The 13,898-nt window shown below is 51.2% G+C and carries 13 protein-coding genes; 9 read left to right on the forward strand and 4 right to left on the reverse strand.

Annotation, left to right across the window (positions count from 1 at the left end):
• Window positions 1-10 precede the first annotated feature (10 nt).
• A complete protein-coding gene (gene hemB / locus AC6EMZ_RS00210) occupies window positions 11-985 on the reverse strand; it encodes a porphobilinogen synthase (protein WP_498400357.1) in 975 nt (324 codons plus the stop codon).
• Between the two features lie 443 nt (window positions 986-1,428).
• On the opposite strand from hemB, the gene AC6EMZ_RS00215 reads away from it, so the two are divergent.
• Both AC6EMZ_RS00215 and AC6EMZ_RS00220 read left to right on the forward strand, forming a co-directional pair.
• The gene (locus AC6EMZ_RS00215) at window positions 1,429-4,203 is read left to right on the forward strand and encodes an autotransporter YaiT-related protein (RefSeq protein WP_498400358.1); all 2,775 of its coding nucleotides are present in this window, start codon (window positions 1,429-1,431) and stop codon (window positions 4,201-4,203) included.
• A gap of 94 nt (window positions 4,204-4,297) precedes the next feature.
• Window positions 4,298-4,924 (forward strand): helix-turn-helix domain-containing protein, encoded by a 627-nt coding sequence (locus AC6EMZ_RS00220; RefSeq protein ID WP_498400359.1) that lies wholly within the window; start codon window positions 4,298-4,300, stop codon window positions 4,922-4,924.
• A gap of 5 nt (window positions 4,925-4,929) precedes the next feature.
• Here the strand turns inward: AC6EMZ_RS00220 and ampH are convergent, their stop codons facing one another.
• Window positions 4,930-6,087, reverse strand: coding sequence for a D-alanyl-D-alanine-carboxypeptidase/endopeptidase AmpH (ampH, locus tag AC6EMZ_RS00225; protein ID WP_498400360.1), 1,158 nt, complete (start codon window positions 6,085-6,087; stop codon window positions 4,930-4,932).
• A 202-nt stretch (window positions 6,088-6,289) separates the two neighbouring features.
• On the opposite strand from ampH, the gene AC6EMZ_RS00230 reads away from it, so the two are divergent.
• The 3 genes from AC6EMZ_RS00230 to AC6EMZ_RS00240 all read left to right on the forward strand — a co-directional run bounded on the left by AC6EMZ_RS00230 (window position 6,290) and on the right by AC6EMZ_RS00240 (window position 9,273).
• Window positions 6,290-6,823, forward strand: coding sequence for an isochorismatase family protein (locus tag AC6EMZ_RS00230; protein ID WP_498401444.1), 534 nt, complete (start codon window positions 6,290-6,292; stop codon window positions 6,821-6,823).
• Between the two features lie 114 nt (window positions 6,824-6,937).
• Window positions 6,938-8,158, forward strand: coding sequence for a peptide antibiotic transporter SbmA (sbmA, locus tag AC6EMZ_RS00235; RefSeq protein ID WP_498400361.1), 1,221 nt, complete (start codon window positions 6,938-6,940; stop codon window positions 8,156-8,158).
• 14 nt (window positions 8,159-8,172) lie between these two features.
• Window positions 8,173-9,273: a DUF1615 domain-containing protein gene (locus AC6EMZ_RS00240; RefSeq protein WP_498400362.1), complete on the forward strand. Its 1,101-nt coding sequence runs from the start codon at window positions 8,173-8,175 to the stop codon at window positions 9,271-9,273.
• Window positions 9,274-9,275: 2 nt separating this feature from the next.
• On the opposite strand, the gene AC6EMZ_RS00245 is transcribed toward AC6EMZ_RS00240, so the two are convergent.
• On the reverse strand, window positions 9,276-9,578 hold the full coding sequence (locus AC6EMZ_RS00245; RefSeq protein ID WP_498400363.1) for a DUF2755 family protein: 303 nt from the start codon (window positions 9,576-9,578) through the stop codon (window positions 9,276-9,278).
• A 246-nt stretch (window positions 9,579-9,824) separates the two neighbouring features.
• Here AC6EMZ_RS00245 and AC6EMZ_RS00250 point away from each other — a divergent pair, with 246 nt between their 5' ends.
• Entirely contained in the window at window positions 9,825-10,061 is a 237-nt protein-coding gene (locus AC6EMZ_RS00250; RefSeq protein WP_498400364.1) for a DUF2754 domain-containing protein, read from the forward strand.
• Here the strand turns inward: AC6EMZ_RS00250 and ddlA are convergent.
• Window positions 10,058-11,158 carry a D-alanine--D-alanine ligase gene (gene ddlA, locus AC6EMZ_RS00255; RefSeq protein ID WP_498400365.1) on the reverse strand — a complete coding sequence of 367 codons (1,101 nt, stop codon included), beginning with the start codon at window positions 11,156-11,158 and terminating at the stop codon, window positions 10,058-10,060. The two genes, AC6EMZ_RS00250 and ddlA, sit on opposite strands and share 4 nt — an antisense overlap.
• Before the next feature lie 104 nt (window positions 11,159-11,262).
• Here ddlA and AC6EMZ_RS00260 point away from each other — a divergent pair, with 104 nt between their 5' ends.
• The 3 genes from AC6EMZ_RS00260 (at window position 11,263) to iraP (ending at window position 13,835) form a co-directional block, all read left to right on the forward strand.
• Entirely contained in the window at window positions 11,263-11,946 is a 684-nt protein-coding gene (locus AC6EMZ_RS00260) for an extensin-like domain-containing protein (protein WP_498400366.1), read from the forward strand.
• Between the two features lie 169 nt (window positions 11,947-12,115).
• Complete coding sequence (locus AC6EMZ_RS00265) at window positions 12,116-13,333, forward strand: multidrug efflux MFS transporter (RefSeq protein ID WP_498400367.1); 1,218 nt, start codon at window positions 12,116-12,118, stop codon at window positions 13,331-13,333.
• 241 nt (window positions 13,334-13,574) lie between these two features.
• Entirely contained in the window at window positions 13,575-13,835 is a 261-nt protein-coding gene (gene iraP, locus AC6EMZ_RS00270) for an anti-adapter protein IraP (RefSeq protein WP_498400368.1), read from the forward strand.
• Window positions 13,836-13,898 lie beyond the last annotated feature (63 nt).

Raw genomic sequence — 13,898 nt, forward strand, 5'->3', positions numbered from 1 at the left:
ATAATGCGGGTTAACGCAGGATTTTTTTCTCTGCCAGATCCAGCGCAAAATAGCTGAAGATCAGATCGGCACCCGCGCGCTTGATCGCACCCAGGCTTTCGAGGATCACTTTCTCTTCGTCAATTGCACCCGCAAGTGCGGCAAACTTGATCATGGCGTACTCACCGCTCACCTGGTATGCGCCCAGCGGCAGGTCGGTGCGCTCGCGGATATCGCGCAGAATATCCAGATACGCGCCAGCCGGTTTCACCATCAGGCAGTCCGCGCCCTGCGCTTCGTCGAGCAACGATTCACGGATTGCTTCCCGACGGTTCAGCGGGTTCATCTGATAGGTTTTGCGATCGCCCTTCAGCGCAGTGCCTGCCGCTTCACGGAATGGGCCGTAGAAGGAAGAGGCAAACTTGGTGGAGTAGGACATGATGGCGGTATCGGTGAAGCCCGCGGCGTCCAGCGCCTGGCGAATCGCCTGCACTTGGCCGTCCATCGCCGCAGAAGGCGCAATGAAATCTGCTCCGGCAGTGGCGGCAACCACCGCCTGTTTGCCCAGATTTATCAGGGTCGCATCGTTATCCACACCGTGGTCGCATAATACGCCGCAGTGGCCGTGAGAGGTGTACTCGCAGAAGCACGTGTCGGACATGACGATCATCTCCGGCACGGCGTCTTTGCAGATGCGCGACATGCGCGCCACCAGGCCGTTTTCTTTCAACGCATCGCTGCCGGTGGCATCGGTGTGGTGGGAGATGCCGAAGGTCATCACCGAGCGAATGCCTGCGTTGGCGATACGTTCGATCTCACGAGCCAGATGCTTCTCCGGAATGCGCATGACGCCCGGCATGGCTTCAATGGCTTTGTAATCATCGATCTCTTCTTCGACAAAAATCGGCAACACCAGATCGTTTAAGGTCAGTGTTGTCTCTTCAAACATAGCGCGCAGTGCCGGAGACTTGCGCAGGCGACGGGGACGTGCAATTAAATCGGTCATAGTATGCCTGACGTTTGTGGAACAAAGAGGGCTAGTGTACCTGAAATAGAGGGTCGCTGTTTTACGAAAATGGTCGTTTCAGAGGCTGTAAATGCCATGAAGTAATGATAAAATTTATGAAATTATGTCTGCATTTTTTGGTTTTAATATATTTAGGCCATTTCTATTTGTAGGTTGATATATAAATTCAAGTGATCAATATGAGTTTTGTATATTTCTTGTGATGATGATTTATAAATCCTAACGCTCTGTATTTATAATATATATTCAGATGGGGTTGTATTCTAAAGTGAATGAGCGTTTATTTGTCTGGAATCGGACTTAATGGAATCATTCATTGAACCTTTTTGAATGCAGACTGCATAATTCCCTCCGCAATATTTTTTGTTGCACTTATGTTTTGACGGACAAACTTGCCTACGTCCCTGAGGAGGGATGACTCAATGCAAACATGGAAAAAGAAACTCGCTGTATCTCAAATTGCATTAGCCTGTACGTTGGCTATCGCTTCTCAGGCTAATGCTAAAGATATTTCCGGAACCACTTATAATACTTTTGGATACGATAACACTGCATCTACGCCTTGGTATTATGGCTATTCCGACTGGGATGACTCGGATGCCACACACGATGGCGATATTTATCCCGTAATCAATAAATCAACGGTCAATGGGGTTATCTCAACCTACTATCTCGACGATGGGATTAATGGCCGCGCGAATTCCCTGAGCATTTCCAATAGCACCATTAATGGGATGATCACCTCTGAGTGTGTGACCACTGCATGTTCCGACGGTATGGATACAGACGGTACTGCCCATTCACAGTACGATCGTTTTAGCCTGACGGTAGATAATACCACCATCAATGATACTTATGAGCATTATGCTTATGACGTTATTAATGGTGATAATACTGACACCCAGTATTTAGACACTTACGCACTGGGTAATGCGATTACGCTGGATGTTGAATCCGATATCGTCATCCAGAATAACTCCCATGTCGCGGGTATCACCCTGACGCAGGGTTATCAGGAGCTGGATAACACGCCTTATGATGGCGTTGAGGGTGTTGCCAATAGCAGCAATGTCTTTACCGATACGCTGGTGGTGAAAGACTCTGTTCTGACGTCCGGTGCGTACAGTGACCTGGGTACCAACGGCTTCTACGGGCAAAGTGCTAAGCCGAGTGATTACGGCGAAACCAATGCCAGCGGCGCGGATGATGCTGCACTGATCGTGGCAGCGAGTGCTGCAGATAACGCTATGCAAACCACCGCAACGTTTGATCATTCAACCGTCACTGGCGACATTCTGTTCACCAGCACCTTCGATAACAACTTCTTCGAAAATGGCGATCCGGCAACGGATACCACTGCTGATGGTGTGTATAACCCAACAACCAACGGTTGGGATGGTACAGATAAGCTGGATGTCACGCTGACCAACGGCAGCAAATGGGTAGGCGCAGCGCAGTCCAGCGTTGAGGCTATTGGCACCGCGCAAATGTACGGTTTGGGATACAGTGAAGTCGACTGGTCCACCTTGTCACCAAACAGCATCTGGCCTGATTCAACCTTCGATACTAACGGCCACGTCGCGGGTGAAGAAGTTTATCAGAGCGGCCTGTTCAACGTGACGCTGGATAACGGTTCTGAGTGGGATACCCGTAAGGTCTCTAACATTGATAAGCTGGCTGTGAACCATCAGTCACAGGTTAATGTTGAAAACTCTGGCCTGCTGGCAGACTCCATCGGCTTGACCAATAGTTCTACACTGAACATCGGTGATAGCGGTGCAGTGGCAACGGATAGTCTCTATCTGGACAGCTATAGCCGCGCGGCTCTGACAGAAGAAACCGCTGAGCTGTATGCAAATACCATCACCGTGGATAACGGTGCCGAGTTAGCACTGGGTCTGGGTCAAGTAGACACACACAGCATGGTGCTGACCGACGGTGGCGTACTGAATGTGGCCAGCCGCGATTATGTGCTGAATTCCGATCTGAACAATGCACGCTATATCACTAACGATAACACCAAAGCAGATTACGACTACGGTGTCGTGGCGCTGAACTCTGATGGCCATCTGGCGGTTAACGGTGATGTTGCCGGGAACTATAAGGTGCGTATCGACAATGCGACCGGTGCGGGTTCAGTTGCTGACTACAACAACCATGAGATTGTCCGTGTTTATGATAACAATGCGGACACTCAGGCTAGCTTCACTGCTGCCAACAAAGCCGATTTAGGTGCATATACCTATCAGGCACAGCAGAAAGGCGATACCGTTGTTCTGCAACAGGAAGAGCTGACCGACTACGCTAATATGGCGCTGAGCATTCCTTCTGCTAACACCAATATCTGGAACTTGCAGCAGGATACCCTTAGCACCCGTCTGACCAACAGCCGTCATGGCCTGGCAGATAACGGCGGCGCATGGGTGAGCTACTTCGGTGGCAACTTCGACACTGATAACGGCGAGATCAGCTACGATCAGGACGTGAGCGGAATTATGGTTGGTCTGGATACGCAGATTGACGGTAACAACGCAAAATGGATCGTCGGTGGTGCAGCGGGCTTTGCGAAAGGTGATATCAGCGATCGTACTGGTCAGGTTGACCAGGATAGCCAGACTGCCATGATTTACACCTCGGCGAAGTTTGCTAACGATGTCTTTGTTGATGGCTCTCTGAACTACACCCGCTTCAATAACGATCTCTCTGCGACCATGAGTAACGGTCAGTATGTCGATGGCAATACGACCACTGATGCCGTGGGCTTTGGTCTGAAGCTGGGCTATGACTGGAAACCGAATCTTTCTGGCTATGTAACGCCTTATGCAGCCGTATCTGGCTTGTTCCAGTCTGGTGATGACTACCAGCTGAGCAACGACATGCAGATGGACGGTCAGTCTTATGACAGCATGCGTTACGAAGCGGGTATCGACGCTGGTTATACTTTCAACTACGGCGGCGAACAGGCCCTGACTCCGTACTTCAAACTGGCATACGTCTATGATGATGCGAGTAATGAGGCGGACGTTAACGGTGACAGCATCGATAACGGCGTCAAAGGTTCTGCAGTGCGCGTAGGTCTGGGTACACAGTTCAACTTCACCAAGAACTTCAGTACCTATACTGATGCAACCTATCTGGGCGGTGGCGACGTTGACCAGAACTGGGGCGCGAATCTGGGTGTGAAATATACCTGGTAGTGCTTAAATCGCGGGGAGAAATATCTCCCCGCTTTTTTTATATATAAGAACACGATGAAACAGAACCGACAGATACGGACGACTCGAGGTCTGCATGAACCCTGATGAGAAGCCACTTGCCGAATTTATCCGGCTCGAACAATGCCTGAAGGCCGAAAGTTCCCCTTTTAAAATTTCTCAGCAGCACGCAATTACCTGTGACTGCTATGACAATGAACATTACACCTTTGTATTACAAACGGGCGTTGTGGCTATTCATCGTCAACATGACGATCTACTCATGAGTATTATACCTGGACCTTTCATCTTTGGCCTGACAGCGGGAATGATGGAAAGCCACCAGGAATATACGCTGATCGCTCAATCGCCCTGCTCCGGGTTTTACCTCCCTTCCACCACCACTCGAAATTTAATTCAAAAAAATCATCTGTGGCGAGACGCATTTTGTTGGCTCTCATGGATTAACCGAATAATGGAAAAGCGGAATATGCAGCTGGTAGGGAATAATTCGTATAACCAGATTCGGGCGATGTTAATGGAGATGGCTGAATGGGACGAAACATTGCGATCAAAAATTGGCGTGATGAATCATATTCAGCGCAGTACGCGTATTTCACGCTCTGTTGTGGCGGAGGTCCTGGCGGCATTAAGACAGGGGAATTATATTAATATGAACCGGGGCAAACTGGTGAGTATCAACCGTTTGCCCGCGGAATATTAAGCCATTCAGGATGCGGGAACGACCTGAGCCTTATTGCCGCTCAATTCGGTAACCAAATTATTGATGCCATCGCTCATATTGACGAAACGAGTCATTGGAGAACGAGTGACCACCACGAATGCACCCACATTCGACTGGGGGATCATTGCCATATAGGTAATGAATCCGCCGCCGCCGCCCGTTTTTTGAATAATGCCGGGGCGACCCTCTTTTGGTGCCATATAAACCCAGCCCAGGCCGAGTGCATCGGCTTTGCCCGGCACATCCATGCCAATAACGCGATGCAGCTGACTGCGCTGGTAGATAAGCGTCTGCATACGATCGGCCTGGTTGCTGCGAGCATGGAAATCCGAAGATAAGAATTGCTGCATCCAGCGCATCATATCGCCAGGCGTGGAATAGACCCCGCCGCTGCCAACGGCCGCCAGCGTATTGTTACACGGGCTGGCTCCTTTCTCTGCCACCATCAGGCGTTTGCACTGATCGGGTGAAGGCGTAAAAGTCGTGTCTTTCATTCCCAGCGGTCGGGTAATTTGCTCTTCAAAGAGTTGGGTATAGGGTTTGCCCGACGCTGTCGATAAGGCATCGGCCAGCAGATCAAATGCCAGATTCGAATAGGCTGCCTGCGCGCCAGGCGCAGATTTCAGCGTCGCCGTGCTGAGATAGCTCCATCGTTGTTCGCGCGTGGGCCAGACGAATACTGGACGGTGTGCCGCTCCGCCGGGTTGTTCACGCGGTAGGGCGCTGGTATGCGTCGCTAAATTCACCAGCGTAATCGGCGCGCCCTGATATGTCGGGACGCGTGAGCCGGGAGGGGCGTATTTGCTTAACGGATCGTTGAGTTTAACCACACCCTGATCGAGCATCTTAACCAGCATTTCACTGGTCATCAGCTTCGTTAACGATGCGATACGGACCACGGAATCCAACTGGGGATGAACATTGTTGCCAGGTCGCGTTTCGCCGAAACTGCGAAAGACGCGCTGGTTACCATCAATCACCACCATTGCCATCCCGGTCGCGCCGCTACCGTAATAAATAAGATTGGCATAGCGATCCGCAATCTCAGAAGCGAAAGCGGGGGTCGTCAGCGGTTGGACGGCCTGAGCCGTTGATATGCTCACCGCACACAGCGCGGCAATAGATAACAGACAACGTTTCAACGAAGAGCATCCATAAATTGAATGAATAAAGTAATGCGTATTTATACTACTAAACGGCGTGGTGCAATGGGGGGAATTGCATAACGATAGTGGGAAAAACGTAACCACGGGTAAATAAGAACAATTTCGTTACTCACATTCTCCCATTTTGTGACATCAAGCTTATGATAGGCCTTCGTGCAGAGCAATCCCTGGAGGAATGATGTTAGAAAAGCGAGTGGTGATGGTTATTGATATGCAGCAAGGGGTCTTTGCGACACCTCGTCATCAGCGTGAACAGTGCGTCTCACGCATAAACCAACTTACGCAGGCCGCCGATACCATTATTTTTATTCAGCATACTGAGGCTGGTGGGCTGGAAGAAGGGAGTGATGGATTCGCGCTATTGCCCGAACTGCATCAGCCAGAGGGCGCATTTTATGTGATAAAAACGGCCTGCGACGCCTTCTATAACACCACGCTGCAAGCGCTGCTCAGCGAGCAAGGGATTGACCGTTTTGTCATCTGCGGCTGCGCGACCGATTATTGCGTTGATACCACGCTTAAGAACGGCGTTAGCCGAGGCTATCACATCACCGTCGCGCAAGACGCGCACACCACGGCAAATCGTCCGGCAGCGCAGGCGCAAATATTGATTAATCATTATAACGACGTCTGGCGTACCTTCACGGCCCCCGACAATCCACCTGTTGTGAAATCCACCGAAACAATTCTTGCAGACTGGAAAGCGAACTAACCTACAAAGCTCAGGTCTATTTTTTTTGCACGAGCCGGTGAGCGGCTCGTGGCAGTATGTCACACGATATTGTGTTGAACACAGCAACAGCCATAACAACAAGAAGGAAGCATTATGTTTAAGTCTTTTTTCCCAAAGCCGGGACCTTTTTTCCTCTCGGCATTTATTTGGGCGCTGCTTGCCGTCATTTTTTGGCAGGCGGGTGGCGGGGCGTGGGTTGAACGCCTGGTCGGTGCGACGGGTGACGTGCCCATTAGCGCCGCGCGTTTTTGGTCGCTGAGCTATCTGCTTTTTTATGCCTATTACGCTGTGTGCGTGGGCATTTTTGCGGTTTTTTGGATCATCTGGTCGCCGCATCGCTGGCAATATTGGTCGATTCTGGGAACGTCGCTGATCGTCTTTGTCACCTGGTTCCTGGTGGAGGTGGGTGTGGCCGTCAACGCCTGGTATGCGCCGTTCTACGATCTGATTCAGACCGCGCTCAGTTCACCGCATAAAGTCACGATTGATCAGTTCTATCATGAAGTGGGCATATTCCTTGGGATTGCCCTTATTGCGGTGATCATTGGCGTGATGAACAACTTTTTTGTCAGCCACTATGTGTTCCGCTGGCGTACGGCGATGAACGAACACTATATGGCGCACTGGCAGCAGTTGCGTCACATTGAGGGTGCCGCGCAGCGTGTGCAGGAAGACACCATGCGATTTGCCTCTACGCTTGAGAATATGGGGGTCAGTTTTATCAATGCCATCATGACGCTTATCGCCTTCCTGCCGGTTCTGGTCACGCTCTCTGCGCATGTGCCTGAACTGCCGATTATTGGTCATCTCCCGTATGGTCTGGTGATTGCGGCGATTGTCTGGTCGCTGATGGGAACGGGATTGTTGGCGGTTGTGGGGATCAAGCTTCCAGGACTGGAGTTCAAAAATCAGCGCGTTGAGGCCGCCTACCGTAAGGAGCTGGTCTACGGTGAAGATGATGCTAATCGAGCCTCACCGCCCACCGTACGCGAGCTGTTTGGCGCAGTACGTCGTAACTATTTCCGTCTCTATTTCCATTACATGTATTTCAACATCGCGCGCATTTTATATCTGCAAGTGGATAATGTTTTCGGTTTGTTCTTGCTGTTTCCGTCGATTGTGGCGGGTACGATTACGTTGGGTCTGATGACTCAGATAACTAACGTTTTCGGTCAGGTACGCGGTTCATTCCAGTATTTGATAAGCTCGTGGACGACGCTTGTTGAACTGATGTCCATCTACAAACGTTTACGCAGTTTTGAACGTGAGCTGGACGACCAGAATCTTCAGGAAGTGACCCATACCTTAGGTTAAAACAGGGAAAGACTATGCCGTTTGCCGTACCACGCACGTTAACATTGTCCGTGCTGACTGCTCTAACGTTGGCTGGCTGTGCTGAGAAAGGGGCTGCTCCGCTAAAAAAAGGCGAGAAACCCGTTGATGTAGCCAGTGTGGTACGCCAAAAAATGCCCGCCAGCGTGAAAGACCGCGACGACTGGGCGATAGTGCTGGCGAAGACGTTCGAAAGCCAGAAGATTGCCCCCAGCGAAGAGAACATCTGTTCGGTGCTGGCGGTGGCGCAGCAGGAGTCGATGTATCAATCCGATCCTGCCGTGCCGGGTCTGAATAAAATCGCCTGGAAGGAAATAGACCGTCGGGCAGAGAAAATGCACATCCCGGTCTTCCTGGTGCACACGGCGCTAAAAATCACCTCACCGAATGGCAAAAGCTACAGCGACAGGCTCGATACGGTGAAAACCGAGAAACAGCTTAGCGCCATTTTTGATGACTTTATCAATATGGTGCCGATGGGGCTGACGCTATTTGGATCGCTTAACCCGGTGCATACCGGCGGGCCGATGCAGGTCAGTATTGCTTTTGCGGAAAAACACGCCAGCGGTTATCCGTGGAAGATTGACGGAACGGTGCGCCAGGAAGTGTTCTCCCTACGCGGTGGGCTGTGGTTTGGTACCTATCATCTGCTGAATTATCCCGCGAATTACAGCGCACCGCTGTATCGCTTTGCCGATTTTAATGCCGGATGGTACGCCAGTCGTAATGCTGCGTTCCAGAATGCGGTCAATAGGGCCACGGGAAGCAAGCTGGCACTCGACGGTGATTTGATTGCTTACGGAAGCCGTGAAGCGGGAACGACCGAACAGGCCGTTCGCAAATTGGGCATAAAGCTGGATATGAGTAACAGCGAAATACGCCATCAACTGGAGAAGGGCGATAGCCTGGCGTTCGAGAAAACGGAACTTTACCAGCAGGTTTATGCACTGGCAGAAAAGAAAAGCGGGAAAACGCTGCCGAAGGAAATCTTGCCGGGCATTCAGTTAGAAAGCCCGAAGATCACGCGTAATCTGACCACGGCGTGGTTCGCTAAACGCGTTGACGACCGTCGGGCACGCTGTATGGCGCTGAAATAATACTAGTGGTAGCGCCGCCAGCGAAGAATAAGGGCGACAATCCCAAGGAGCGCGCAACCAGTCAGGAAAGGAATCAGCCCAAAGATGGTGCTTACCCCAAAACCAATCTCAACGCGCGGTCGGCCCGTATCCTGAACCTGCATCAGGTGTTCATAGACACCGGGTGCGTGAACCAAAATATTCAGAAGCTGCGAACCGGCCCAGAAACAGAACAGCACAAACAGTGCATAGGCGATATTACCCGGTGCGGAGGTTTTGGGTTGTTTGCCGCCAAAAATCGGCTTAGACAATGTAAAGTCAGCCATAAAGACCTCCCGAAATGACTCTGGCCACGTGCCAGTCGTACAAGGTGAGTCTGACAGGTCATAGCATTTGTCAATATCAGAATCGTGGTAATTTGGCCTGGGGAATGCTCCTGGATTGTCGATTTCTGCTTCACATCACAATTTCATGACTTAAGTAAAATTGATTCGCATTTAAGAATTTCCGCATCGACCACAGACCGCATCCTAAAACTGTGAGAGGATATCTTTTTTTCTGCCGGAGTTGCCATGAACCTGTCTGCCAAACTACGCCGTGACTGGCATTACTACGCCTTTGCGATTGGGCTGATTTTTATTCTGAACGGTGTTATTGGGCTGCTGGGATTTGAAGCGAAAGGCTGGCAAACCTATGCGGTAGGGTTGGTAACGTGGGTGATTTGTTTCTGGCTGGCAGGATTCATTATCCGCCGTCGGCCAGAAGACGCGACGGCAGAAAACGTGGAGAGCTCAGAGAAAGTGGATTAACCGTTTACGGAGCTTTTCAGGGCGCTGTTTGCGGCATGTCGCTCCAGCGCCAGTTCGATAAGACGTGTAATCAATTCCGGATAGCTGATACCGCTGGCCTGCCAAAGTTTAGGGTACATGCTGATATTGGTAAAACCAGGCAGCGTGTTGATTTCGTTAATAACCACTTCGTTATCTGCCGTTAAAAAGACATCAACACGCGCCATGCCGCCGCAGCCGAGTGCCTGATAGGCTTCAATAGCGATCGCGCGGATCTTGTCATTCACGTCGGGATCCAGCACGGCAGGAACCACAACTTGCGCACCCTGGTCATCAATGTACTTGGTGTCGTAAGAGTAGAAATCACTGTTCAGGACCACTTCACCGCAGGTGCTCGCCTGTGGGAAATCGTTGCCTAAGACGGCACATTCAATTTCACGGCCTTTGATGCCTTGCTCAACCACCACTTTATGATCGAACTCGAACGCCAGACGCACGGCATGGGTGAACTGCGCTTCGTCGGTGACTTTGCTGACCCCGACGGAAGAACCCTGGTTCGCTGGTTTGACAAACAGCGGCAGGCCGAGCTGTGAAACAATGTGTTCAAAGCTGTGTTTATCGCGATTGGCACGGGTGAGGGTCACGAAAGGCGCAATGTTCAATCCGGCGTCGCGCAACAGGCGTTTAGTGACGTCTTTATCCATGCAGGCGGCGGAGCCCAGCACGTCGGAGCCGACAAACGGCAAATTAGCCATGCGCAGCATACCCTGTAAGGAGCCATCTTCGCCCAGGGTACCGTGGACAATCGGGAACACCACGTCGAGTTGCGGCAGCGCCTGCGCGCTCCCCGCGTCGATCAGTTGCCCCTGCACGACGCCAGGTACTGTCGCGACGCTGATTTCAGAAGGATTAAGCGCGATGCGTGCTGGATCGTTCGCGTTCAGCAAATACTGGCTGGCATCGTTAACGTGCCATTGGCCTTGCTTATCGATACCCAGCAGGACAACATCAAAACGGCTCTTATCAATCGCATCAACGATATTTTTGGCCGACTGCAGCGACACTTCGTGTTCTGCTGATTTTCCCCCAAAGACAATTCCTACCCGCTGCTTCGCCATCTCACACTCTTCCAGTCTGTCTAAAAGCCTATAACATACCACGATGCCCTGTGGGATTCGCCGCCTTCTGCCATAATGTTTTGACGCATAAAAGAGGAGATAATGTGAGAGGGAAAAGCCTGCTTATTGGACTCGTTATCGTGGGAGCCGCCGTGATGGGTTATCGCTGGTTACCGTCTTATTACAACCCTTTTGTGCCGCTTAACCTTGACGATCCGCCGGGAAAAATTACCCAGTACAAGCTGCGTCGTCTGACGCCAGAGGCATGTGCAAGTCTGCTATCGCAGGCAAATCAAAAGCAGCTTATCCAGACTCAGACGCTTGCCGATAGCGCAGGAGATTGCCCGCTGACGGATGTAGTCCGCGTGCGTAATTTTGGTCCCGTGACACTGAGCAGCAGTTTCATTGCCAGCTGTCCGCTGGCGCTAAGTTCGGCACTGTTTGTTCATCAGCAGGCTCGCCCATTAACCCAAACCTTAATGGGGAGTGAGCTGGCGCGAATAGAGCATGTCGGCAGTTTTGCCTGTCGCAATATCTATCATCGTCCTGATGCCCGACGCAGCGAGCATGCCAGCGCTGACGCCCTCGATATCAGTGCATTTCAACTGGCTAACGGGCAGAGGGTGACGGTGCTGCGTGGCTGGCGAGAGGAAAAAACCTATCCCTGGCTACGGGCGCTGTTAAGTGCCAGCTGCGACTATTACGGCAATGGTCTGGGGCCGGAGTACAATGCCGCGCACGCTAACCACTTTCACCTCGGGATGCGGGGATTTGGGTTGTGCCGTTAAAGCATAATTCACCAGCTAAAAGTGGATAAAATGTGACTTGTTTCACAAATATGATGACTGGGGAGATAAAACACCAAAGTCATCGTCGTCGCACCTCTGGTGCTACGAGAACGTGCGTAACTTGCTAATCTGACGGCGAATTCGCCTAAAAATGAAGATAGTGCCTGTTATGGAATCGTGGAAAGTTAACCTCATATCGGTCTGGTTTGGCTGTTTTTTTACCGGCCTTGCCATTAGCCAGATTTTACCCTTCCTGCCCCTGTATGTTTCTCAGTTGGGCGTCTCGTCGCACGAAGCGTTGTCGATGTGGTCAGGACTGACGTTCAGCATCACTTTTTTAGTCTCGGCGATTGTCTCGCCCATGTGGGGAAGCCTGGCGGACAGGAAAGGGCGCAAACTGATGCTGCTGCGCGCGTCGCTGGGAATGGCGATTGCCATCCTGCTGCAAGCTTTTGCGACCAACGTTTGGCAGCTCTTTTTATTGCGTGGCGTGATGGGGCTGACGTCAGGATACATCCCCAATGCCATGGCGCTGGTGGCCTCGCAGGTTCCACGTGAGCGGAGCGGTTGGGCAATCAGCACCCTCTCTACCGCACAAATTAGCGGTGTTATCGGCGGCCCTTTAATGGGAGGGTATCTGGCCGACCATGTCGGTTTGCGCGCCGTCTTTTTCATTACGGCAATGCTGCTGGTCGTCAGTTTTCTGGTGACGCTATTTCTGATCAAAGAAGGTGCTCGTCCGACGGTGAGCAAAGCCGATCGTCTGAGCGGCAAGGCCGTTTTTGCCACGCTGCCTTATCCAGGGTTAATGCTCAGCCTTTTTGTCACCACCATGGTTATTCAACTCTGCAACGGTTCGATTGGGCCGATCCTGGCGCTCTTTATTAAATCAATGGAGCCGAACAGCAACAATATTGCTTTTCTAAGCGGGATGATTGCCGCTGTGCCGGGTGTTTCTGCGCTCATTTCAGCGCCGCGTCTGGGCAAGCTGGGGGATCGTATTGGCACTGCTCGTATCTTGATGGCGACGTTAATCTTTGCCGTAGTGCTGTTTTTTGCTATGTCATTCGTCACGTCGCCGTTGCAGTTGGGTGTGTTGCGCTTCTTGCTGGGCTTTGCCGATGGCGCGATGTTACCGGCGGTGCAAACGTTGCTGGTGAAGTACTCAAGCGACAGGGTAACCGGGCGAATCTTTGGTTATAACCAGTCGTTTATGTATTTAGGTAACGTGGTTGGACCGCTCATGGGGGCATCGGTATCCGCGATGGCTGGGTTCCGATGGGTATTTGCCGCGACGGCCGTGGTGGTCTTGTTGAATGTTATTCAGCTCGCGCTGGCATTGCGCCATCGTCGGCAACGGGTCTCGAATATAAAAAGCCAGGTATAATTAAGTAAGAATATATTATGTATTAACTGGGCCTTAAATTTTTGAAGGCGAAATTGAGGGCTCGCTCACTAATTTTAATCGGCCTTGTGATTGGTTTTTATAATAGAAAAACGTTTCGCTGAGGCTGATTCATCGGTATTTGCGACATAGCGTGTTTTTTCATAAAGATAATACTTTTCGCCTCTTTGCATAATTCCATCGTAATGATAACGTCAGCAAAAACCTGATAAGGAAATACACGATGAAAAATCTCATTGCAGAGTTGTTGGTCAAGCTTGCCCAAAAGGAAGAAGAGTCGAAAGAGTTGGTCGCACAGGTTGAAGCATTGGAAATCGTCGTTACAGCCCTGCTGCGGCAAATGGCGCAGAATGACCAGCAGGCGCTTATCCGAAGTATCGAATGCGCTCTGGAGGATGCCAGGCCCGACTCTCAAGTGCCGCTTCAGGATAGCGAAATGCTACAGCAATATGTAAAGAAGCTTTTGCGGCATCCCCGAAGCTAATCAGTCACCGCAGCTGAAAAGCTGTCATCGTGCTGTCATGTGGTATGCCTATAGTTGCTCTGT

It is taken from the genome of Enterobacter sp. SCRI0065 (genome assembly GCF_059766475.1).